Source organism: Labrys sp. LIt4 (genome assembly GCF_017813775.1).
GTDB classification, from domain to species: Bacteria; Pseudomonadota; Alphaproteobacteria; order Rhizobiales; family Labraceae; genus Labrys; species Labrys okinawensis_A.
The window spans coordinates 461,321-481,736 of sequence record NZ_JAGIPY010000005.1 but is presented as its reverse complement, the minus strand read 5'-3'; the positions used below and the strand labels follow the sequence as shown (position 1 = coordinate 481,736).

General features: G+C 63.7%; 25 protein-coding genes. 8 read left to right on the top strand and 17 right to left on the bottom strand.

The genetic code is table 11. From position 1 onward, the window contains the following. Window positions 1-209 (bottom strand): caspase family protein (locus J8I29_RS12990; RefSeq protein WP_209431938.1); only part of this gene is annotated, 209 nt, incomplete at its 3' end. 331 nt (window positions 210-540) lie between these two features. Between J8I29_RS12990 and ilvA the strand changes: the two genes are divergently transcribed. Together ilvA and J8I29_RS12980 are read left to right on the top strand one after the other, a co-directional pair. Continuing rightward, window positions 541-2,055 (top strand): threonine ammonia-lyase, biosynthetic, encoded by a 1,515-nt coding sequence (gene ilvA, locus J8I29_RS12985; protein ID WP_209431937.1) that lies wholly within the window; start codon window positions 541-543, stop codon window positions 2,053-2,055. A 241-nt stretch (window positions 2,056-2,296) separates the two neighbouring features. Beyond that, on the top strand, window positions 2,297-2,476 hold the full coding sequence (locus J8I29_RS12980) for a hypothetical protein (RefSeq protein WP_209431936.1): 180 nt from the start codon (window positions 2,297-2,299) through the stop codon (window positions 2,474-2,476). A gap of 113 nt (window positions 2,477-2,589) precedes the next feature. Here J8I29_RS12980 and J8I29_RS12975 read toward each other — a convergent pair whose 3' ends face one another. The 7 genes from J8I29_RS12975 to J8I29_RS12945 all read right to left on the bottom strand — a co-directional run bounded on the left by J8I29_RS12975 (window position 2,590) and on the right by J8I29_RS12945 (window position 8,528). Beyond that, the gene (locus J8I29_RS12975; RefSeq protein WP_105862273.1) at window positions 2,590-2,877 is read right to left on the bottom strand and encodes a hypothetical protein; all 288 of its coding nucleotides are present in this window, start codon (window positions 2,875-2,877) and stop codon (window positions 2,590-2,592) included. A 202-nt stretch (window positions 2,878-3,079) separates the two neighbouring features. Next, window positions 3,080-4,228, bottom strand: a complete 1,149-nt coding sequence (locus J8I29_RS12970) for a hypothetical protein (protein WP_209431935.1) — start codon at window positions 4,226-4,228, stop codon at window positions 3,080-3,082. A 90-nt stretch (window positions 4,229-4,318) separates the two neighbouring features. Further along, window positions 4,319-4,780: a molybdenum cofactor biosynthesis protein MoaE gene (locus tag J8I29_RS12965; protein WP_209431934.1), complete on the bottom strand. Its 462-nt coding sequence runs from the start codon at window positions 4,778-4,780 to the stop codon at window positions 4,319-4,321. Between the two features lie 20 nt (window positions 4,781-4,800). Beyond that, complete coding sequence (gene moaD / locus J8I29_RS12960; RefSeq protein ID WP_209431933.1) at window positions 4,801-5,052, bottom strand: molybdopterin converting factor subunit 1; 252 nt, start codon at window positions 5,050-5,052, stop codon at window positions 4,801-4,803. Further along, window positions 5,052-5,654: a CDP-diacylglycerol--glycerol-3-phosphate 3-phosphatidyltransferase gene (gene pgsA / locus J8I29_RS12955; protein ID WP_105862584.1), complete on the bottom strand. Its 603-nt coding sequence runs from the start codon at window positions 5,652-5,654 to the stop codon at window positions 5,052-5,054. Before pgsA ends, moaD begins: the two co-directional genes overlap by 1 nt. Before the next feature lie 40 nt (window positions 5,655-5,694). Further along, a complete protein-coding gene (gene uvrC / locus J8I29_RS12950) occupies window positions 5,695-7,665 on the bottom strand; it encodes an excinuclease ABC subunit UvrC (protein ID WP_209431932.1) in 1,971 nt (656 codons plus the stop codon). A gap of 101 nt (window positions 7,666-7,766) precedes the next feature. Continuing rightward, window positions 7,767-8,528, bottom strand: a complete 762-nt coding sequence (locus J8I29_RS12945; RefSeq protein ID WP_348536012.1) for an SDR family oxidoreductase — start codon at window positions 8,526-8,528, stop codon at window positions 7,767-7,769. A 258-nt stretch (window positions 8,529-8,786) separates the two neighbouring features. Between J8I29_RS12945 and J8I29_RS12940 the strand changes: the two genes are divergently transcribed. Further along, window positions 8,787-9,251: a hypothetical protein gene (locus J8I29_RS12940; protein WP_105862279.1), complete on the top strand. Its 465-nt coding sequence runs from the start codon at window positions 8,787-8,789 to the stop codon at window positions 9,249-9,251. Between the two features lie 275 nt (window positions 9,252-9,526). Next, entirely contained in the window at window positions 9,527-10,162 is a 636-nt protein-coding gene (locus tag J8I29_RS12935; protein WP_181161137.1) for an outer membrane protein, read from the top strand. Window positions 10,163-10,229: 67 nt separating this feature from the next. On the opposite strand, the gene J8I29_RS12930 is transcribed toward J8I29_RS12935, so the two are convergent. Continuing rightward, window positions 10,230-11,108 carry a DMT family transporter gene (locus tag J8I29_RS12930; protein ID WP_209431930.1) on the bottom strand — a complete coding sequence of 293 codons (879 nt, stop codon included), beginning with the start codon at window positions 11,106-11,108 and terminating at the stop codon, window positions 10,230-10,232. 138 nt (window positions 11,109-11,246) lie between these two features. Between J8I29_RS12930 and J8I29_RS12925 the strand changes: the two genes are divergently transcribed. Then, window positions 11,247-11,942, top strand: a complete 696-nt coding sequence (locus J8I29_RS12925) for a YafY family protein (protein ID WP_209431929.1) — start codon at window positions 11,247-11,249, stop codon at window positions 11,940-11,942. Between the two features lie 48 nt (window positions 11,943-11,990). Here the strand turns inward: J8I29_RS12925 and J8I29_RS30290 are convergent, their stop codons facing one another. From J8I29_RS30290 to J8I29_RS12915, 3 genes are all read right to left on the bottom strand, one after another. Beyond that, a complete protein-coding gene (locus J8I29_RS30290) occupies window positions 11,991-12,116 on the bottom strand; it encodes a hypothetical protein (protein ID WP_280870370.1) in 126 nt (41 codons plus the stop codon). Window positions 12,117-12,211: 95 nt separating this feature from the next. After that, entirely contained in the window at window positions 12,212-12,814 is a 603-nt protein-coding gene (locus J8I29_RS12920) for a glutathione S-transferase (protein WP_209431959.1), read from the bottom strand. 90 nt (window positions 12,815-12,904) lie between these two features. Next, complete coding sequence (locus tag J8I29_RS12915; RefSeq protein WP_068284736.1) at window positions 12,905-13,117, bottom strand: cold-shock protein; 213 nt, start codon at window positions 13,115-13,117, stop codon at window positions 12,905-12,907. A gap of 162 nt (window positions 13,118-13,279) precedes the next feature. On the opposite strand from J8I29_RS12915, the gene J8I29_RS12910 reads away from it, so the two are divergent. Beyond that, window positions 13,280-14,188 (top strand): MBL fold metallo-hydrolase, encoded by a 909-nt coding sequence (locus J8I29_RS12910; protein ID WP_209431928.1) that lies wholly within the window; start codon window positions 13,280-13,282, stop codon window positions 14,186-14,188. On the opposite strand, the gene J8I29_RS12905 is transcribed toward J8I29_RS12910, so the two are convergent. Together J8I29_RS12905 and J8I29_RS12900 are read right to left on the bottom strand one after the other, a co-directional pair. Beyond that, complete coding sequence (locus J8I29_RS12905; RefSeq protein ID WP_209431927.1) at window positions 14,173-15,057, bottom strand: DUF1499 domain-containing protein; 885 nt, start codon at window positions 15,055-15,057, stop codon at window positions 14,173-14,175. The two genes, J8I29_RS12910 and J8I29_RS12905, sit on opposite strands and share 16 nt — an antisense overlap. Beyond that, on the bottom strand, window positions 15,057-15,770 hold the full coding sequence (locus J8I29_RS12900; RefSeq protein ID WP_209431926.1) for an HAD family hydrolase: 714 nt from the start codon (window positions 15,768-15,770) through the stop codon (window positions 15,057-15,059). The genes J8I29_RS12905 and J8I29_RS12900 overlap by 1 nt, the downstream gene beginning before the upstream one ends. A 280-nt stretch (window positions 15,771-16,050) precedes the next feature. Here J8I29_RS12900 and J8I29_RS12895 point away from each other — a divergent pair, with 280 nt between their 5' ends. Continuing rightward, on the top strand, window positions 16,051-16,980 hold the full coding sequence (locus tag J8I29_RS12895; protein WP_209431925.1) for a DnaJ C-terminal domain-containing protein: 930 nt from the start codon (window positions 16,051-16,053) through the stop codon (window positions 16,978-16,980). A gap of 67 nt (window positions 16,981-17,047) precedes the next feature. Here the strand turns inward: J8I29_RS12895 and aroC are convergent, their stop codons facing one another. Beyond that, window positions 17,048-18,163, bottom strand: a complete 1,116-nt coding sequence (gene aroC, locus J8I29_RS12890; RefSeq protein ID WP_209431924.1) for a chorismate synthase — start codon at window positions 18,161-18,163, stop codon at window positions 17,048-17,050. Window positions 18,164-18,374: 211 nt separating this feature from the next. Between aroC and J8I29_RS12885 the strand changes: the two genes are divergently transcribed. Then, window positions 18,375-18,752 (top strand): hypothetical protein, encoded by a 378-nt coding sequence (locus J8I29_RS12885; protein ID WP_245196910.1) that lies wholly within the window; start codon window positions 18,375-18,377, stop codon window positions 18,750-18,752. Window positions 18,753-18,823: 71 nt separating this feature from the next. Here J8I29_RS12885 and J8I29_RS12880 read toward each other — a convergent pair whose 3' ends face one another. Both J8I29_RS12880 and fabI read right to left on the bottom strand, forming a co-directional pair. Further along, on the bottom strand, window positions 18,824-19,405 hold the full coding sequence (locus tag J8I29_RS12880) for a histidine phosphatase family protein (RefSeq protein WP_245443357.1): 582 nt from the start codon (window positions 19,403-19,405) through the stop codon (window positions 18,824-18,826). Between the two features lie 155 nt (window positions 19,406-19,560). Then, window positions 19,561-20,379, bottom strand: a complete 819-nt coding sequence (gene fabI / locus J8I29_RS12875) for an enoyl-ACP reductase FabI (protein WP_105862291.1) — start codon at window positions 20,377-20,379, stop codon at window positions 19,561-19,563. Between the last annotated feature and the right edge of the window lie 37 nt (window positions 20,380-20,416).

Here is a 20,416-nt window from a genome sequence, read left to right as displayed (position 1 = left end):
TCGCCGTCCTTGACCAGCGTCACCGCATAGCCGATCCGCCCCAGCGCCGCCGCCATGTCGTTGGCATCGTTGGCCGGATTCACCAGAGGCGTCACCGACCGATAGGCACTGTTGCCGATCACCAGCGCCGCCTTCTGGGCCGCGCCGGCGGGCAGTGCGCCTGCCAGAACGAACGTGGCAAGGAGGAACAGGCGGATCAGGCAGGCCATAATGGGGTCTCTAGGGGTAAGGGCCAACGTAGTTCACTTATGAAGGAACACGCCGGTTTGTCATAGCCGGGCTCGATCCGGCTATCCAGAAGCCCCCCGCCGTGCCGGGCTCGGAGCTGGAGCGCCGGGCCAGACCCGGCCATGACAAAGGTCGTGTAAATCCAAAGGAGCATCGCTGAACAGCATTGGGATCAAGGCGCGACATTATCTCCGCCAATGGGCGCAAATCAAACGTGACAGCGCCACAGGAACGTCCCAAAGATGAAAGCTGACAGGCTTTTCTACAGGGGAGCCCAGACCGCTCCCATTTTTTTCGACAGTCAGGTGCGTTGTGATCGAATATGTCCGCAGAATCCTCGATGCCCGCGTCTATGACGTAGCCCAGCGAACGCCCCTGGATACGATGGTGCGGCTCAGCCAGCGCCTGAACGCGGAGGTGCTGCTCAAGCGCGAGGATCTCCAGCCGATCTTCTCCTTCAAGATCCGTGGCGCCTATAACCGCATCGCCCGGCTGTCGCCCGAAGCCAAGGCGGCTGGCGTGATCTGTGCCTCGGCCGGGAACCATGCCCAAGGCGTCGCCCTCTCGGCAACGAAGCTCGGCATCGCCGCCACCATCGTCATGCCGATCACCACGCCGCGCATCAAGGTCGATGCCGTGCGCTATTGGGGCGGCAAGGTCGTGCTCAAGGGCGACGTCTTCGACGAAGCCTATGCCCATGCCCGCGAACTCGAACAGGAGCAGGGCCTGACCTTCGTCCATCCCTATGACGATGGCGACGTCATCGCCGGCCAGGGCACAGTGGGCGTCGAGATCCTGCACCAGCATCCCGGCCCGATCGAGGCAGTCTTCGTGCCCATTGGCGGCGGCGGCCTGGCGGCGGGCATTGCCTCCTATGTCAAGTTCCTGCGCCCGGAAACCAAGGTGATTGGCGTCGAGCCGGTGGATGCCGCTTCGATGAAGGCGGCCATTGCGGCCGGCGAGCGGGTGGTGCTCGACCGCGTCGGCCTGTTCGCCGACGGTGTCGCAGTCCGCCAGGCGGGCGAGGAAACCTTCCGGATCTGCCGCGAACTGCTGGACGACGTCCTGGTCGCCGATACCGATGCCATGTGCGCTGCGATCAAGGACATCTTCGAGGATATGCGCGTGCTGTCCGAACCGGCCGGCGCCCTGTCGCTGGCGGGTTTGAAGGCTCATGCGCAGGCCAATCCCGAGAGAACCGGCGCGCTGGTCGCCGTCAACAGCGGTGCCAACCTCAATTTCGACCGTCTGCGCCATGTCGCCGAGCGCGCCGAGGTGGGCGAGGCGCGCGAGATCCTGCTCGCCGTCACCATTCCCGAGGAGACAGGCAGCTATCGCCGCTTCATCCAGGTTCTGGGCAACCGCATCGTCACCGAGTTCAACTATCGCTACGCCGGCGGCAGCCAGGCTCATGTCTTCGTCGGCCTGAAGCTCGCCGATGCCAAGCGCCAGAAGAGCGAGATCGTCGGCCAGCTCGAACGGCTCGGCTATGGCGTCGTCGATATCAGCGCCGACGAGACCGCCAAGCTGCATGTACGCTACATGGTCGGCGGGCGGGCACCGGGCCTGACGGACGAATTGGTGCTGCGCTTCGAATTCCCCGAACGCCCCGGCGCGCTGCTCCGATTCCTCGACGGCGTCGGCTTCGACTGGAACATCACCCTGTTCCACTACCGCAATCATGGTGCGGATTATGGCCGTGTGCTGGTCGGAATCCAGGTTCCCGTAGCCGATCGCCCGCGGCTTTTCGAACGTCTGGGAGAGCTCGGCTACCCCTACGAGGACGAAAGCGCCAACGACGCCTATCGCCTCTTCCTGCGCGGCTGAACGGCAGGCCGCCAGGCACGCACCACCCGTTACGAAAAATTAAGCAATAACAAACGGTTAAGGCTTTTCGCAAAGCCGGCGACCGCCATGCTCCACGCCCATATCAGCAATGTCGAATAACATGCCCACGGCGTGCTTTTCGACACTACATAAACACCGAAAAGTCGCAATAGGTCTTACAAGTAGAGACGAGGCGTTAACCGCGCCGCGATACAGTGAAAGGTGAGTTGGAGTTAGTACGATGCGTTTGGCGGGATTGTTTGCAGCAAAGGACGGATTTGAAGAAGGCGACATAGCCGGTGTGACGATCGACGTCGTTACCGGGCTGCTTGCCGGTCTCGCCCTGATCATCGGTGTCTGGCTGCTCGGCAGCGCCCTGAACGCCGATGCCGCCCATGTCGCCTCGGCGCTGGCGCGCTGAGAACGCATCGATCACCACAAATGAAACAAAGCAGTCCAGACTCCCGCCTTGGGAGAGTGGACTGCTTCGCCATGCTCACGATGACGCAGTTGCCGTAGCGACCGTCGCAGCGGCTACTTGCTCATCGAATTCTTGATCATGCCTGCGATGATCTGAAGGATGGCGCCGCCGGCACCGCCGCTGATCACATTGGTGACGATCGAGCCGACGTCGAAGCTGCCCGACTGCATGGAGGCCGCGACGGACGGCCAGACAGCAGTGATGATCTGGCCGAGCACACCGCCGCCTACCAGACCGGCGATGATGTTTCCGATATTGCCCATGTCGAATTGCGGCAGAGCCTTGCCGGAGCCGGCGCCGCCAAGCGCGCCTGCCACCAGGTTGATAAGAATCTGTTCCATTGTCGACTTCCACTTTCAGTGGCGGCTGGTTGATGGAAGATGACCGCCTGCGACAATTTGTGCAGATTCTGGTTTCTTTTCAATTAATCCCTGAACCGAGCCCCGCTTCAAGGAGACTTAGACAAAGTAAAATCTGTGTATTTCGCCTTTGCAGCGCTTCCCTGTCTCTGTGGAAAGTCCGCTGCATTGATTTCATACGAGTCTATCCGCCTTGAAGTGCCTTGAAATCGCGCTGCCAGATTGCGCCGGTGATATAACGCAGGACGGAGTTGCCCCGTTCGGCGTCAGGCGTTCCCACCAGCGACAGCAGGGCCACGCAGGCTTCCTTTCCCTGATGCACCGTCACCGAGGGTTCCCTGCCGGTCCGCTGCGCGCCGGTCTGGCCATCCCGACCGACGGCATTCTTCCACTTGTCGGCGAAGATCCTCGCCCCCTCCTTGGCGGTGTCGCAATCGCCATAGGGCAGCGCGATCACCACGCCACTGCCTGCCGGCTCCTTCGTCTCGACATCGGCGATGATGGCCCCCATGGACACAGGCGTGATCGGTTTCTTCGCCCGCTCGGCCATCTTGTCCGCCAGCGCTTTCTTGTCGACGGTGGGAGAGGTTGCCATCAGATCCGTCACATCGTCCCCCTGCATCCAGATCGCCGGGGTGAGAACGATTGCCTGCAGGATCGAACCCTGGGCAGCCACCTTCTCGATGCCATCGAGGCCCGCCTCGAACGGTGCCAAACCGGCGAGACTGGTCTTGGCCGAAACGGCGCCGGCCTCGATAGCGGCCCCGGGATCGGGGGACTGGGCGATACCATCCTTGAGAGGCGCGATCATCGAAGCACGCCCCAGCGGGCCTAGGAAAGGATTGTTAGGATTGCGCTTGGTGAAATCCACCTTCAGCGGGTCGCCATTGCGCCATGTGCCATCGATCTGGCTGAAACCGCGCTTGGCGAGCCCCGTGACGAAAGGATCGACCATGTCCGGACGAGTGAAGCGCCAGAGGACGACGGCCCGTGGCGGTGTACCATATTCGGTGAAGCTGGAAATCTCGTCGCGCTTCAAGCCAGTATCCCCTTGCCAGGAAGACTCGGCGCTAGAAAAGAACGCTTTCGTCGTGTCGTTGCCACCGAGACTCATGCGGCGTCCCATCGAGGCGAAATTCCCCGCATAGAGCGCACGCAGTTCCGACAGATTAACAAAGATGGCGGCAATGCCGTTGCGATCCATTGCGAACTTCGCAGGAACGTGGGACAGCGCGCCCCGCAACTCCGAATCGGCCGAAGCCGCTCCTGCGACGCCGCACAGCAAGGTTGCTGCCACTACGACGCCTGCCAGTTTTCTCAATCCGTTCGGCATCAAAATCCCTCCTTGTCCATCGCATAGGCCGCAATGGCACGCCGGAAGAGGCCAAGTCTGTCGTCAAGGGAACGCATCAGGGGAACCGCATCAAGGCTTCTTCGTCGTCCAGCGCGCGGCGGCGGCATCGTCCTCGTCCTTGGCGGCGACCCAGCCGGTACCGGAGGCGCGCTCCTCCTTCTTCCAGAAGGGCGCCCGCGTCTTGAGATAATCCATCAGGAAGGAAGCGGCCTCGAAGGCAGCTTGGCGATGCATCGAGGCCGTCACCACCAGCACGATGTTGTCGCCCGGCACCAGCCGGCCATGGCGGTGGATGATGGTGACGCCCTGCAGGGGCCAGCGCTCGCTCGCTTCCGCCTCGATCCGCTCGAGCTCGGCCTGGGCCATCTCCGGATAATGGTCCAGCGTCATCGCACTGATACGGTCGTCTTCCGGCCCTGCCCGACAGATGCCGATGAAATTGACCACCGCACCGATATCGGTGCGACCGGCTGTCAAGGCAGCAACCTCGGCCGAAACGTCGAAATCCTCGCGTTGCAGACGAACGCTCACCGTTTCTGCTCCCCGCCGGCTCAGCCGCCCGTCATGGGCGGGAAGAAGGCGACCTCGCCGGCCCCGGCAACCGGCGCAGCCGGCTTGACATGGCGCCGATCGATCGCCGCCCTGATGATCTTGCGGTTCTCGAAGGCATGGGCATGGGCCTCGCTACGCTCGGACAGCCACTGCATCAGATCCTCGACCGTCCTGACCTCGGCCGGCAGGTCGACTTCCTCCTCCGGCACGCCGATGCGCTCGCGCAGCCAGGCGAAGTAGATCAACTTCATCACGCGTCCTCCAGCAGATGCTGCACGCCGCTGCGGAAATAATCATACCCCGTGTAGAGCGTCACCACCGCCGAAACCCACAGCAGCACCAGGCCGATGATGGTACAGCCCGGCAGGACGGCGTCGCCGGCTGGCCCTGCCAGCAGAAAACCGATCGCCAGGAGCTGGACGGTTGTCTTCCATTTGGCAAGCCGAGTCACCGGCACTGAAACCCGCAATTCGGCCAGGAACTCCCTGAGACCGGAAACCAGGATCTCGCGGCATAGGATGACGATGGCCGCCCACACGGACAGATTGCCGATGGTGATGGTTCCCGTCGCCGTCAGCATGAGCAGGCAGGACGACACCAGCAGCTTGTCGGCGATCGGGTCGAGCATGCGCCCGAGCGAGGATTGCTGCCCCCAGGCCCTGGCCAGATAGCCATCGAAATAATCCGTCACCGCCGCCAGGGCGAACGCCCCGAAGGCGACCCAGCGTACCCAGATCACCTCCGGCCAGAACAGGCAGGCCACGACCACCGGCACCGCCGCGATCCGGCCATAGGTGAGGATGTTCGGCAGGGAGAGCGGGGATGTCCGCTTGGTGGGCGCTGGTGATGTCATGGCTTGAAGGAACATGGCGCGGTCGCGCCGTCAACCGGGTTTAGGATGCCTTATCGTGGAAGAAGTCGTAGACCTTGCGGGCGGTCGCCTGATCGATGCCCGGACAGCCTTCGAGATCGGCCATCGAAGCGCGCTCGATCGCCTTGAGAGTGCCGAAATGCCGCAGCAGCGCACGTTTGCGCTGCGGACCGATGCCGCCGATTTCCTGGAGCCCCCCCTCCTTCAGGGATTTGGAGCGTTTCTGGCGATGAGCACCGATGGCGAAGCGGTGGGCTTCGTCACGCAGGCGCTGCACGAAATAGAGCACGGGATCGCGCGGAGCGAGCTTGAAAGGGGGCTTGCCCTCGACGACGAAGGTCTCGCGCCCGGCATCGCGATCGACACCCTTGGCGACACCGACCAATGCGACGTCCTCGACGCCGAGATCGGCGAAGACCTCGCGGGCCACCTGCATCTGGCCGGCACCGCCGTCAATCAGGACGAGATCGGGCCAAGAGGGCATCGCGACATCGTCCGCCCCCTCGCCCGGTTCGGCCGCCTCGTCCTTGGGTGTCTCCTTGATGAGGCGGGAAAAGCGCCGCTGCAGCACCTCGCGCATCATGCCGTAGTCGTCGCCCGGCGTGATCTCCGTCGATTTGATGTTGAACTTGCGATAATGCGTCTTGGCGAAGCCTTCGCGCCCCGCCACGATCATGCCGCCGACGGCGTTGGTGCCCATGATGTGAGAGTTGTCATAGACCTCGATGCGGCGCGGCGCCTCTTCGAGGCCGAAGGCTTCGGCTACGCCTTCCAGCAGCTTGAGCTGCGAGGAGGATTCGGCCAGGCGGCGTCCGAGTGCCTCGCGGGCGTTGGTGAGGGCATGCTCGACGAGGTCGCGCTTCTCTCCCCGCTTCGGTGTCGCGATCTCGATGCGATGGCCGGCCCGCAGCGTCAATGCCTCACGCAGGATCTCCCCACCCTCGATCTCGTGCGAAAGCAGCACGAGCTTGGGCGCCGGCTTGTCGTCGTAGAACTGGCCGAGAAAGGCATCGAGCACTTCGGCCTCGCTGAGCGTGCGATCGGCCTTGGGGAAATAGGCGCGATTGCCCCAGTTCTGACCGGTGCGGAAGAAGAACACCTCGATGCAGAACTGGCCGGCCTGCTCGTGCACGGCGAAGACATCCGCTTCCTCGATCGAGCGTGGATTGATCCCCTGGGTCGACTGGATGGCCGAAAGCGCCGCGAGCCTGTCGCGATAGCGGGCTGCGCGCTCGAACTCCAGAGTTTCGGCCGCCTTCTCCATCTCGTGCGCCATCGCCTCCTTGATGGCCTTGGACTTGCCGGTCAGGAAGGCGCGCGCCTCGCTCACCAGGCCGGCATAATCCTCGATCGAGACCTCGCCGGTGCAAGGGGCCGAGCAGCGCTTGATCTGGTGCAGCAGGCAGGGGCGCGTGCGGGTCGAGAACACCGAATCCGTGCAGGAACGGATGAGGAAGGCGCGCTCCAAGGCGTTCATGGTGCGGTTGACGGCCAGGACGCTGGCGAAGGGACCGAAATAATCGCCCTTGCGCGTGCGCGCCCCGCGATGCTTGGTCAGCTGCGGCGCCGGATGATCGCCCGTCAGCAGGATATAGGGAAAGGATTTGTCGTCGCGCAGCAGCACGTTGAAGCGCGGCTTCAGGCTCTTGATCAGATTGATCTCGAGCAGCAGGGCTTCGGTTTCCGTCTGTGTCGTGACGAATTCCATCGCCGCCGTCTCGGCGATCATGCGGGCGATGCGCGCAGTCGGCGCAATGCCGCGGGCGTAGCTCGCCACCCGTTTCTTGAGCGAATGCGCCTTGCCGACATAGAGCACGGTGCCTTCCGCATCGATCATGCGATAGACACCCGGTGCGTTTGGCAGCGTCTTCCAGAAAGCGTGAATGACCGCCGTTCCCGCGCGCAGCGAAGACGGCACGGCTTTCTCGTCGAAGGCGAAGTCGACGGAGGAGGAGGCTTCCTCGGTTTCGGCAAGATCGGGCGAGTCGGTCATGGCTGATAAATAGGACGCAGGAGGCACGCTGACGAGAGGGCATGCAAAATGCCGGTGAAATTGCCCGCCATCGCCGGCGTGCCCCGGCTATTGCGGCTGGACTACTCGGCCCAGGCCAGATGCTGGCCGCCGTCGACGGCGATCATCTGACCGCTGACGCTGCGGGCGCGGGCGAGATAGAGCACGGCCTCCACGATGTCCTCGACGGCGCTGCCATGGCCGAGCGGCGTGCCGGCCGCCTCGGCAGCGAATTCCTCGGGGGTCTGCGAAGCCGCCTGCAGGGTCGGGCCCGGCCCGATGCCGTTGACACGGATCCGTGGGGCCAGAGCCTGCGCCAGGGTCTGCGTGGCGACATGCAGCACGGATTTGCTGAGATAATAGGAAACATAGTCCGGCCGGGGATGCAGCACGCGCTGGTCGATCAGATTGACGATGGAGGGGTCGCAGGCGCGCGGGTCGACCTGGGCCGCAAAAGCCTGGGCGAGAAAGATCGGCGCCTGGGCGTTGACGGCGAATTGCCGGTTCCAGACCTGCGCACGGAGGGTGCCCACGCCGTCGGCCTCGAACATCGAGGCTGAATTCACCAGCAGGTCGAGAACGCCAATGCCGGCATGCGCCTCCTCGACGATCGCACTCACCTTGTCTCCCGCCGAGAGGTCCCCCACCACGATGCAGGCCCTGCGTCCCATAGCCGCAATATGCGCCGCCACATCCTCCGCTTCGGCGCGCGAGCGATTGCAATGAAGCGCGACGTCATATCCGGCCTGCGCCAAGCTGAGGGCGATGCTGCGGCCGATACGCTTGGCAGCGCCGGTCACCAAAGCGCGCTGCGCCCCCGAACAAAGCTCTTTGGCCTTTTCCACCATTTTCTCCATTCCTTCCGCAGGCTTGTCTTCATACTGCGTTTACGATGCGGGCAGATTGCTGCCCAGCGTTAACGTCGATCGACCACCGGGCAGTGTTCAAGTGACGAACTGGCCCATGCCAGCACTGGAGTAAAGCGCGCTCACGGCGGAACGCTTTTTTGCTCCGGCTCTTTGGTTCGACGCGTCTTTGCGATTGTGGTGCTTCCCTCAACTCGCAAGGCGCTTTGGCACCGGAACAGGCAACACTGGGACACGATGCTGAAGGTCACTTTCCTCACTTGCGCGATACTGGCCTGGCAGCCCCTCATTGGAACGGCGCAGGCCGGCGAAGCCGTGCCCGGGGCACCCTCCGCCCTCTCGCTGGTGTGGACCGGCCGCTTCATTGCCGTGACCAAGGCACCGGTACTGGCAGGCGTCGTTCCGCAGGCGGCCGCCAAGCCGGCACGCCCGTCGACTGGTGATGACATCGACATCGTTGGCTCCATTCCGGTCAATCCCTCGGGAGAAAGCGGCAAGAATCGCTCGCTCGCGCATAATGCGCGCCCGACAAGCCTTTGCCTTCTGCCCGGTCTGACCTCGGGCCGAGGCGATGATCTGGCCTGCGGTGGCGTTCAGCACAATCGCTGGTCCGCCCGGGCGACGGCGTTCAACTATGATTTGGGCACGGTTCATTCCGATTTTGCCAACGCGCCGGCGCCCTATGCCGCCGGGTGGGAATGACAAATCGTAGAACAACCCAAGAATTCGTAATATTAATCTCCCGTTAACTATAATAAACTCAATTTACCCTAAGAGAATATACAGAACATAAATTATGGTTAACAAATCATTTCAAATATAATTGAAATCATTGCCATAATATTGCCTTGTTAAATCTACTTAATAAACCCATCAGGCAACTTTCTCTTAAGAGTCTTCACGTAACACGGTCGCATGATTGTTCGATGGGTTGGGGATACCGGCGTCATCGCGTGTATGAGTTCCAGGAGTTCACGATGAAAAAGCTTCTTCTCGCCACAGCAGCGACGCTGATCACCGGGTCCGCCTTTGCGGCCGACATTCCGCAATATCAGGAACCCGCTCCGGCCTACCAGGCACCGGCTTCCAATGTGACCTGGACGGGCTTCTATGCCGGTATCAATCTCGGCTACGGCTTTTCCGGTGACTTCGATGCCAATCGCGGCGTCCGCTTGAACGAGGCCAGCGGCTTCACCGGCGGCGTGCAGGCCGGCTACAACATGCAGTACGATCCGATCGTGGTCGGCATCGAAGGCTCGTTGAACTATGCCGACATCACCGACAAATATGACGGCCACAAGGGCACCTACGGCTTCAACGGCTCGATCACACCCCGCTTGGGTTACGCCATGGGCGACTTCCTGCCCTACATCAAGGCCGGTCTGGCCTTCGGCGACGTCGAAATCAACCGCTTCGGCGCCAAGGATTCGCAGTGGCAGGTCGGCTGGACCGCCGGCTTCGGTGCCGAATATCGCGTGACCCCGGAAGTTTCGGTCCGGGCGGAATACAACTACACCAGCTATGGCAAGGATGACTTCGACATCCGCAGCGGTGTGGTCAATGCCGGCTATAGCGGCAGCGACATCAAGGTGGGCGTGAACTATCACTTCTGATCCGTTCGGAAGACAGCGCTCCGAAAAGGCCCGGCATCACTGCCGGGCCTTTTTCGTTCGATGATCGTCAGCAGCCCTTGGCCGTTGGTGCCCGGCCTTCCCAGACCATACTGCCGATCACGGCCAGGAGAACCATGCCGCCACCAGCCAATGCCGCCATTCCCGGCGCCTCTCCGAAGGCAAGCCAGACCCACAGGGGCGCAAGCGGGGTCTCCAAGGCACCTATCAGCGCCGTCTGTGCCGCCGGAATGAACTTCGCGCCAATGGTGAAGCAGACCAGTGCCAATCCCATATTGCTTACGCCGAAGGCAACCAGCATGGCGACCTCACGACCATCCGTCGGCCAGCTCGACATCAGGGGAGCGCTGATCAGCGCCGGCACCAGAGCCGACAGGCAGGCGGCCGGTACCAGCGGCACATCGGGAAAGCGCCGTCGCATCACCACGAAAGCGGCAACCAGTATCGTCATCGCCAATGCAAGGACATCGCCGATCAGGCTCCCCTGCGCGCTGCCGCCGGCCACGGTCAGCGCCACGCCCGCAACGGCGAAAAAGCTGGCGACCAGCACCGCTACGGAAGCCCGTTCTCGCATCACCAGCCATGCCAGGCCGACGGCCACGAAGGGCACCGTCGCGTAGATGATCGAGACATGGGCCACGCTGGTGAGCCGCAGCGACGCCACGAAGCAGGCCATGCCCAGGCTGGACAGCAGGCAGAAGCCCAAGCCGATCCATCCCATCGCCCTGAAGCTGCGCCAGGTGTTGCGGCCTTCCAGCGCCAGGATGAAGGCAAGGCTGGCGAGCGCGCCGAACAGGCCGCGCCAGAACAGCAGGGCGGCAATGTCGAGAGGCACCGCCCGCGTGAAATAGCCGGCCGAACTCCACAAGATGGCGGAGGCCATCACCAGCGCCACGCCGATATGGCGCGGCGCGTATGCCGCCGGCATGCTCCCTTCAATGGACATTGCGATCTCCGATATGGCTGGATGCCGATTGACAGATGCCGGATTGAAGCAGAACTCTGCTGCCAAGAATCTGTCAGCAGTCAGCGTTTCCTACGGACCGCGCTCAACGGCTTGCCTCCCATGCGCCGCACCACCCGCCTGTTCGAGATCATCCAGCTCCTGCGCGTCGCCAAGAAGCCGGTGACGGCCGAGGCGATCGCCGCGCAGCTCGAAGTCGCCAAACGTACCATCTACCGCGACATCGCTTCGCTTCAGGCCCTGTCGGTGCCCATCTACGGCGAAGCCGGCATCGGCTATGTCATGCGCTCCGGCTACGACCTGCCGCCGCTGATGCTGTCCATCGAGGAAGTCGAAGCCCTCGTGGTCGCTCTCGGCCTGCTGGAGCGCACCGACGATCGGGCACTCAAGCTGGCCGCGGACTCGATCCGCGCCAAGATCGCCACCGTTTTGCCGATCCCCAATCGCGAACCCATCGACAAGACCCGGCTCTTCGTGCCGCAATGGATCCATCCCGAGCCGATCAGCATCGATCTTGGCGCCATTCGCCTGGCCATTCGCGACGAGCGCAAATTGCTGCTGCACTATGTCGATGTAGAGGAACGGGAAAGCCGGCGGGTCGTCCGACCGATCGCCATGGTCTACTATGTCGAAGTGATGCATGTCGTGGCCTGGTGCGAACTGCGCCGGGATTTCCGCAGCTTCAGGGCCGACCGCATCCGCCATTGCGAGGTCATGCAGGAGCGTTTCGAGGGCGAGAGCGCGGCCTTGCGCACGGCCTGGGAGGCGCGCCAGCGTGAAGAGATGCCGCAGCGCTAGATCAAAGTGCGATTTTTCTGAAAAACGCTTTAGCTCCCTATCGGGCTCTCAGATGAACATCATCAACAGGGCTGGGCCATCCCTGGTCGACACCTCATTCCGCGCCTGAAAGCCCGCTTTGGCATAGACCGCTTGTGCCCACCGATTGGCTGGATCGGGATCGATGACGATCATCGGCGCCCCTCCGCCCGCAGATGCCGCGCCGGCAAGGGCAGATCGCTCGCGCCGGCCGGGCGGAAACGATAGGGGTGCTGTTCAGGCTCATTGCTTCATTGGGGACGCGTCAGGCCGAAAGCCGGGATCTCCGCCTCGAAGGCGGCAAGCCAGGTCTGCAGCTTGGGATGATGCTGCCGCCAGGTTCCCGCAAAGCGCAAATCGAGATAGCCGAGTGCGCAGGCCAGCGCGATGCTTCCCGCGTCCAGCGCCGGGTCGAAGGCCCCTGCCCGCGCCTCGAACTGAGCCAGGCCGCGCGCGACCTTGCCAGCCTGGATGTCGAGCCATTTGGCACTGCGCTGATCTTCGGGGCGCATCCTCGCCTCATAGACCTGGAGCAGCGAGGCATCCATGACGCCGTCCGCGAGGGCTTGGCGGGTGAGCACCTCGAAACGCGCCGGGCCCTGCGGCACGATCCGCCCGCCACCGGCGAGGTGGTCGAGATAATCGAGAATGACCCGGCTGTCGTAGAGGACGGCCCCGTCATCCAGGATCAGCACCGGGATCTTGCCGAGCGGATTCTGCCCGCGCAGGCTGTCCTGCGGATCATTGGTATCCGCAGGAACCACGGTGATGCGATCGAACAAGCCGAGATAATGGGCGGCGATCTTGACCTTCCGACCAAAGGGCGAAGGAGGCGAGGAGCGCAATTGCATGATGGTGCCGAAAACCAGGTGCTGGAATCATGAGCGACTGCGAGCGCTCGTCCTTCCATTACCGCATTTCAGCTGCAAATGCGGAAATACCGGTCAGGCCTTCACCAAATTGACGGCCTTCGGTCCCTTGCCTTTCTTGTCAGGCTCGACATCGAAGGAGATCTTCTGGCCTTCCGACAATGTACCCAGACCGGAACTTTCGACTGCGGTGATGTGAACAAAGATGTCGCGTCCACCATCGTCAGGCGTTATGAAGCCATAGCCTTTTTGGGTGTTGAAGAACTTGACGGTGCCGCTCTGCGCCATCTTACGCTCCCAGTCCCGATCTGGCCGGATGACCAGATCCATTCCACACCAGTACGAAAAGAGTTTCATCCAAAGGGCGCTTGTACGCAAGAGGCGATATGGGCCGCAGGACCAATCCACCCTTGCCGCAGCAGACAAATTTTACCGATTTTGGAAATCCGTATGGGCGAAGACATACCATATAACCGCGAGGCGCCCTCCCCGGGCGTCCTCGAGGAATTGTCGCCGGGCGTCCGCCGCATCCTGGCTCCCAATGGCGGTGCCTTCACCTTTACCGGCACCTGTTCCTACATCGTCGGGCGCGGCAAGGTCGCCATCATCGACCCCGGTCCGGACGATCCCGCCCACGTCGCGGCCCTGCTGGCGGCCGTGCGGGGCGAGGAAGTCGTGGCGATCGCCGTCACCCATACCCACCGCGACCATTCGCCTGCTGCATCGGCGCTGGCATCGGCGACCGGCGCGCCCACCTATGGCGCCGGCCCGCATCGCAGTGCCCGCCCCTTGCATGAGGGCGAGACCAATCTGCTCGACGCTTCCGGCGACCTCGCCTTCCAACCTGACGTGGTCCTGGACGAGGGCGATCGCTTCGGCCCCCCGGACTGGCCGTTGACGGCGCTGGAGACGCCCGGCCACTGCGCCAACCATCTCGCCTTTTCGATCGAGGCGGACAAGGTGTTGCTCTCGGGTGACCATGTCATGGCGTGGTCCACCAGTATCGTCGCACCGCCCGACGGCTCGATGGGAGACTATATGGCCTCGCTGGAGAAACTCCTCGGCAGGCCGGAGACGCGCTATTTCCCGGGCCATGGCGGTCCGGTCGAGCAACCGCAGCGCTTCCTGCGCGCCATGATCCAGCATCGCCGCATGCGCGAGGCCTCGATCCTTCAGGCCCTGGGCGAAGGCCCCGCGCCGATCACGCCCTTGACCGCCAAAGTCTATGCAGGACTGCCGGCCGGGTTGCAGGGAGCGGCGGCCCTCAACCTCTTCGCCCATCTCGAAGACCTCGTCCAGCGCGGCAAGGTGCTCACCGAGGGCGCCCCTTCCCTGGCAGGCCGCTACTGGCTGGCCTGATCCGGCGTCAGGGCCCGATCGCGCAATTCGGCCATGAAGCTCTGCACATGCTTGGCGTTGGCCCCGAAATCATAGGAGCCGTAGCGAGCAGCCGAGCGCATGTCGATCCGCGTCTTGCCGCCCTCGCCCCGGATGCGCAGCGCGATATCGTCGACGGTGCCCAGAACGGCGGATGAGGCGACTGCTTCGATGCGATCGCTGAAGCGCCTTTGCGCGGCGGCAGAACCGGCGGGCCCGCCGCCCGTCGTGTCCGAGTCCGCGGGATCGCCATCCCCCCGGATGCTGTCCGGCAGACGAATGCGCGCCGCCATCTCGCCGAAACGCAGATCGCCGACCACCTGCCAGCGCCTTTCCCGCATCAGGCGAAGCGCGATCTTGCGGACGTCGTCCGGCGGCACGTCGAGCAGAATCGATTGGATCTGCGGCAGGGCTTGCCGCTGATAGGCGGCGAGCCCCGCGGTATAGGCCGTCGAATTGGCGTCCGGCCCGCGGGTGCGGGCGGCATGAGCCAGGGGCGGAGGATCGTCGGGATCGGTGCTGACATCGACAATCGCAGGCACGCTGAGGGCGAGGCTGGCGGCGATTGCGGCGGGGGCCAGCACCAGGATGGCGAGCAGGAATGCGCTGAAGGCCCGGCCGAAGCCCCGCTCGCCCTTGCGCCAGATCACCTGAAAGGCGATCACCGCGCAGAGCAAGGCGGCGCAGGCTGCCAGCAGCCCCGCACACAGCGCGGCAAAGCCGGCCTGGAGCGGGGCGAGATGAAAACGCAGCAACAGCAACGAGATCACGACGACCTCGAAGGCAAAGACCGCCAAGGTCTGCGCGGCACGGGCCCAGCCGATCGGCGGCGGCACCGGGCGTCGCAGCATCAGGGCGCGCCCGCAAGAGACTGCAGCAGAGCGGGCAGGTCCATCACGCTCTCGATGACATGATCGGCATGCGGCGCGAGTTCTTCCCGCCGGGCGAAACCGCTGAGCACGGCGATGGCGGTGCCCCCGGCCGCCCTGACGGCGTGAAGGTCATGGGTGGAATCGCCGACCAAGGCGATCTCCTGCGGCGCAACTCCGAACGCCCTGGCAAAGCCGAGCACAGGGCCAGGCTCCGGCTTGCGGCCATGGCCTGAATCATAGCCGAGCACGGCGTCGAGCCAGGGTATCAGGCCGAGCTTTTCGCAATGGGCACGCGCGCCTGCCTCGGAATCGTTGGTGCAGATGCCCAGCAGATAGCCGCGCGCCTTCAAGGTGGAGAGCAGCCAGGGCGGATCCCCGATGGGCGTGACGTGTTTCAGGCCCTCTTCGATGAAGATGCGATCCATCTGCTCGAAAAAGGCCGTATCGGCGACCTCCCCAAGCACTTCGGCCCAGGCGACCCCGTAATCGGCCGAAGATTCGGCCACCAGCACCGAGTGCGGCAGGATGCGATGGCTTTCCAGGTCGTAGTCGTTGATCTCGATCAGCCGCGCCATCTTCTCGGGATCTCCACCGCTCAGGCGCTGCATGGCAGCGTAGGCGGCGGCGCTCCAGGTGAGATGAAAATCGACCAGGGTACCGTCCTTGTCGAAGAGTATGGCGCGTATCGGCATGGCGAATCCCAGTCTATAGCCCTTTCCCGCCCTCCATAAGGAATTTAGCCGGCGGGGCATACCGAATTCGCGCGGAAACAGGAGGTTGGAACAGAGATCATCGACCAGGCGTCAAACCGGCGCCAGACCTCCCACATGGGTGGAGGTCGCCGTCTTCCCGAGATTTCGCGGCGCAAGCATATTGCGGAATCTCGTGCTAAATCCCATGTGTTTGGCGCACGTGGGCCTTGTGCCACGGTGCGGGCTGCCCATCAGGGGGCCGGCGGGAGAGATTTTGAACATGCGTGACCCCTATAGCGTCCTTGGCGTTTCCAAGACGGCAAGCTTGGCTGAGATCAAGAAGGCCTTTCGCAAGCTCGCCAAGCAGTACCACCCCGATCAGAACAAGGATGCCAAGGCCGCGGCGAAGTTCGCCGAGGTCAACAGCGCCTATGAAATCGTCGGTGACGAGAAGAAGCGGGCCCAGTTCGACCGAGGCGAGATCGACGCCGAGGGCAAGCCGCGTTTCCAGGGCTTCGAGGCCGCGGGTGGTCCCGGCGGCTTCGGGCGCGACACCGGCGGCTTCGAGTTCAATTTCGGCAATGCCCGGGGCGGCAGCGGTGGCGGCGGTTTCGCGAGCGGCTTCGACGATATCCTCAGCGAGATGTTCGGTGGCAGAGCCCAGCGCGGCGGCGCGCGCGCCGGTGGTGCGCCCCGCGGTGATGATATCCAGGTCACCGGACAGATTCCCTTCACCGTCTGGGCGTTGGGCGGCAAGACACGCGTCGAGCTCGGGCCGGGCCGCGTGGTGGACGCCTCCATTCCGGCCGGCATCGCTCCCGGCAAGACCATTCGCCTCAGGGGCCAGGGCGAGCCCAGCCCGTTCGGCGGCGAGCCCGGCGACGCGCTGATCACGGTGGCCGTGGCGCCGCACGACACGTTCCGCGCCGAAGGCAAGAACGTCCGCGTCGACGTCAACGTGACCCTCTACGAAGCCGCCCTCGGCGCCAAGGTGCGCGTGCCGACGCTGGACGGCTCCGTCGATCTCACCTTGCCCGCCGGCACCACGGGGCTGCGCTCCTTCCGCCTCAAGGGCAAGGGCGTGCAGGCCAAGGACGGGCCGGGCGACCTCATCGTGCAGCCCCGGATCATCATGCCCAGCAAGATTGATCCCGAACTCGAAACCGCTCTCGTGAAGCTGCGCGAGAAGGGCTACGATATCGGGCGGTAAAACGGGGGCGGATCTTCGCGCCCGCCCGGAACGGAACCGAGATGGCGGGTGAAGACCCCCCCCCCCATCATGCTTCGAATGGCCAGGCCGCAGGCGTGCCGACCTGCCCGCGGTGACGCAGGAGATGATCTGCCAGCACGCAGGCCATCATCGCCTCTCCCACCGGCACGGCGCGGATGCCGACACAGGGGTCATGGCGCCCCTTGGTGACGATATCGGTGTCCCGGCCATAGCGGTCGACCGTGCGGCGCTCCTGCAGGATGGAGGAGGTCGGCTTCACCGCAAAGCGCACCACCACGGGCTGCCCGGTGGAGATGCCGCCAAGAATGCCGCCGGCATGGTTGGAGAGGAACAGAGGCCGTCCGTCATTGCCCATGCGCATTTCGTCGGCATTCGCCTCGCCTCCGAGTTCGGCGGCGGCGAAGCCATCCCCGATCTCCACGCCTTTGACGGCATTGATGCTCATCATCGCCGCGGCGAGATCCGAATCGAGCTTGCCGTAGATCGGAGCACCGAGACCGGGCTGCACCCCTTCGGCCACCACCTCGATCACCGCGCCGATCGAAGAGCCCGCCTTGCGCACGCCATCGAGATATTCCTCGAAGAAGGCTGCAGCGACCGGATCCGGGCAGAAGAACGGATTGGCGTCGACCGCCTCCCAGTCCCAACGGCTGCGATCGATCTTGTGCGGGCCCATCTGCACGAGGGCTCCCCGGATGGTCACGCCGGGCAGGACCTGCCGGGCCACCGCGCCGGCCGCTACCCGGGCCGCCGTCTCGCGGGCCGAGGAACGCCCGCCGCCGCGATAATCGCGAATGCCGTATTTGATGTCATAGGCATAATCGGCATGGCCGGGGCGATACTTGTCCTTGATCTCCCCGTAATCCTTCGAACGCTGATCGACATTTTCGATCATCAAATGGATCGGCGTCCCTGTGGTCAGCAACTGCCCGCTCGCTTCGTCCGCCATCACGCCCGAGAGAATGCGCACGGTATCGGGTTCGCGACGCTGCGTGGTGAACCGGCTCTGGCCCGGTTTGCGGCGATCGAGGAAACCCTGAATCATCGCTTCGCTGATCGGAAGGCGCGGCGGACAGCCATCGATCACGCAGCCCAGCGCCACGCCATGACTCTCGCCATAGGTGGTAACGCGGAAGAGATGGCCGAAGCTGTTGAACGACATGGCAACTCGCAGGGAACGGGTGATGGCCGCCTTCTACAGCATTCGCGCCAAAACTCAATTTCGGCCGTGCCTCACCGAGGTCGAAGACAATCTTGCGAGCGCCGGCATTGCCGCTTCCGCCGATCAGAATAAGTGAGGCGTAAAATAGGATCGAAACAGGATTTCATCAGATGCCGCCGCCGAATTCTCAAACGAAGGTCAAAATTCGGCCATGTCATGGTTCCATGCCTGGGGCGGGCTGGCTATCGAAATCGTCATCGACGTCGAATATACTGGAGGAAATACCATGAACGTCCGCCATTTTGGCCTGCTTCCGGCAATTGCATTGGCATTTTCCTTGGGTGTTGGCGCTGCCTCCGCACAGACCACGCCTGAAACCGCGCCGCCGGCGACGGCCGCGCCGACCGAACAGATGGCGCCAAGTGCCACGCCGACGACTCCGAAGGCCAAGAAGCCGGCGGTCGATGCCACCAAGAAGGCGGCCATTTCCAAGGCCTGCTCCGACGCCGCCGACAAGCAGGGACTGAAGGGCACGCCCCGCAAGAAGTTCCGCGAAAGCTGCAAGCGCAAGGGTGGCCCGGTCACCTGATCCGGACCTGATGGCCAGAACCGCCGAAGCCGCTACCCGCCTCGGCGGTTCTGGTCAGCCGCGAAGATATTCTAGACCCATTCGGCCGTTTTGTTGCGGAAGACCAGGAGCTTGCCCTGCCAGATCGGTTCCTCGGCGGCCTGGCCGCTGGCTTTTCCGGCCAGCAGCACCATCAGCACACGGGCGACGCCGCCATGGCTGACGACCACCTGATCCTGCGTCACCGTCTTGAGCCAGAGCGCGATGCGGTCGTGCAGCATGGCGTAGCTCTCACCGCGCGGCGGCACATAAGCCCATTTGTCGGCCGTGCGCGCCTTCACCATGTTGCGGTCCACCGAACGCAATTCGGCCCAGGTGCGGCCTTCCCAATCGCCGAAGGTCAGCTCCTTGAGGCGATCGTCGGTGGTGTAGCGCTGCGGCGGCAAGCCGATCGCCTTGCGCGCCAGTTCCGCCGTCTCGCGCGTGCGTCCCAGCGGGCTGACCAGCCAAGGCAAGCCATCCGGCTCAGGCAGGATCTCGGCGAGCCTGTGGCCAGCCTCGGCGGCTTGCCTGCGTCCGGCTTCGTTGAGGGGAATGTCCTGCTGGCCTTGCAGGCGCGCTTCGGCGTTCCAGTCGGTCTCGCCGTGGCGCATGAAGTAAAGTGTGGGCGCCACGGGCTTACTCCTGCTTTGGACGCATGAACCAGACGGGAGGCCGTCCTGCCTCCCTAAACGGGCATGACGCCAGCCGGCGGACGCCCGTCTCGTTTTCGTGCTGCCGGCCGCTCATGAACTGCTGGACCGGTGCTCCAAAGCCTGCCCTCCCCCGCTCAGTCCTTGCCGGCGAGCGTGATGTCCGGGGAGGTCGGATTTTTCATGCCGACCACATGGTAACCGGCATCGACATGGTGCACTTCGCCGGTCACGCCGCGCGACATGTCGGAAAGCAGATAGGCCCCCGCTTCGCCCACCTCCTCGATGGTGACGGTGCGGCGCAGCGGCGCGTTGTATTCGTTCCACTTCAGGATGTAGCGGAAGTCACCGATGCCGGAGGCGGCCAGAGTCTTGATCGGACCGGCAGAGATGGCATTGACCCGAATCGCCTTCTCGCCGAGGTCGGCGGCGAGGTAGCGTACGCTCGCCTCGAGCGCTGCCTTGGCCACGCCCATGACGTTGTAGTGCGGCATCCACTTCTCGGCGCCGTAATAGGTCAGCGTCAGGATCGAGCCGCCATCCGTCATCAGCTTCTCGGCGCGCTGGGCGACCGAGGTGAGCGAATAACAGGAGATCAGCATCGTCTTGGTGAAGTTCTCCTCGGTCGTCTCGATATAACGGCCGTCGAGCTGATCCTTGTCCGAAAAGGCGATGGCGTGGACGATGAAGTCGAGCTTGCCCCATTTGGCGGCGACCTCGGCGAACACGGCATCGATGCTGGCGCCGTCGGTGACGTCGCAATGGCCGACGACCAAGGCATCGAGTTCGGCAGCCAAGGGCTCGACGCGCTTCTTGAGGGCATCCCCCTGATAGGTGAAGGCGAGCTCGGCGCCATGCTGCCTGCACGCCTTGGCGATACCCCAGGCGATCGATCGATTATTCGCCACACCCATGATGAGGCCGCGCTTGCCGGCCATCAATCCACTTGCTGTCATTCCGCAACTGCCTATTCGAAAGGAACGGCATGAATAA

Bases quoted from the DNA above. Each gene is read 5' to 3' on its own strand.
- J8I29_RS30290 (WP_280870370.1), bottom strand. From the start codon at position 12,116: ATGATCGTCATCGATCCCGATCCAGCCAATCGGTGGGCACAAGCGGTC.
- J8I29_RS12900 (WP_209431926.1), bottom strand. From the start codon at position 15,770: ATGCCGATACGCGCCATACTCTTCGACAAGGACGGTACCCTGGTCGAT.
- J8I29_RS12980 (WP_209431936.1), top strand. From the start codon at position 2,297: ATGCGTTTGGCGGGATTGTTTGCAGCAAAGGACGGATTTGAAGAAGGC.
- uvrC (WP_209431932.1), bottom strand. From the start codon at position 7,665: ATGACCGACTCGCCCGATCTTGCCGAAACCGAGGAAGCCTCCTCCTCC.
- J8I29_RS12910 (WP_209431928.1), top strand. From the start codon at position 13,280: ATGGGCGAAGACATACCATATAACCGCGAGGCGCCCTCCCCGGGCGTC.
- moaD (WP_209431933.1), bottom strand. From the start codon at position 5,052: ATGAAGTTGATCTACTTCGCCTGGCTGCGCGAGCGCATCGGCGTGCCG.
- J8I29_RS12940 (WP_105862279.1), top strand. From the start codon at position 8,787: ATGCTGAAGGTCACTTTCCTCACTTGCGCGATACTGGCCTGGCAGCCC.
- J8I29_RS12915 (WP_068284736.1), bottom strand. From the start codon at position 13,117: ATGGCGCAGAGCGGCACCGTCAAGTTCTTCAACACCCAAAAAGGCTAT.
- J8I29_RS12975 (WP_105862273.1), bottom strand. From the start codon at position 2,877: ATGGAACAGATTCTTATCAACCTGGTGGCAGGCGCGCTTGGCGGCGCC.
- J8I29_RS12925 (WP_209431929.1), top strand. From the start codon at position 11,247: ATGCGCCGCACCACCCGCCTGTTCGAGATCATCCAGCTCCTGCGCGTC.
- pgsA (WP_105862584.1), bottom strand. From the start codon at position 5,654: ATGACATCACCAGCGCCCACCAAGCGGACATCCCCGCTCTCCCTGCCG.
- J8I29_RS12895 (WP_209431925.1), top strand. From the start codon at position 16,051: ATGCGTGACCCCTATAGCGTCCTTGGCGTTTCCAAGACGGCAAGCTTG.
- J8I29_RS12935 (WP_181161137.1), top strand. From the start codon at position 9,527: ATGAAAAAGCTTCTTCTCGCCACAGCAGCGACGCTGATCACCGGGTCC.
- aroC (WP_209431924.1), bottom strand. From the start codon at position 18,163: ATGTCGTTCAACAGCTTCGGCCATCTCTTCCGCGTTACCACCTATGGC.
- J8I29_RS12905 (WP_209431927.1), bottom strand. From the start codon at position 15,057: ATGCTGCGACGCCCGGTGCCGCCGCCGATCGGCTGGGCCCGTGCCGCG.
- J8I29_RS12930 (WP_209431930.1), bottom strand. From the start codon at position 11,108: ATGCCGGCGGCATACGCGCCGCGCCATATCGGCGTGGCGCTGGTGATG.
- J8I29_RS12970 (WP_209431935.1), bottom strand. From the start codon at position 4,228: ATGCCGAACGGATTGAGAAAACTGGCAGGCGTCGTAGTGGCAGCAACC.
- J8I29_RS12885 (WP_245196910.1), top strand. From the start codon at position 18,375: ATGTCATGGTTCCATGCCTGGGGCGGGCTGGCTATCGAAATCGTCATC.
- fabI (WP_105862291.1), bottom strand. From the start codon at position 20,379: ATGACAGCAAGTGGATTGATGGCCGGCAAGCGCGGCCTCATCATGGGT.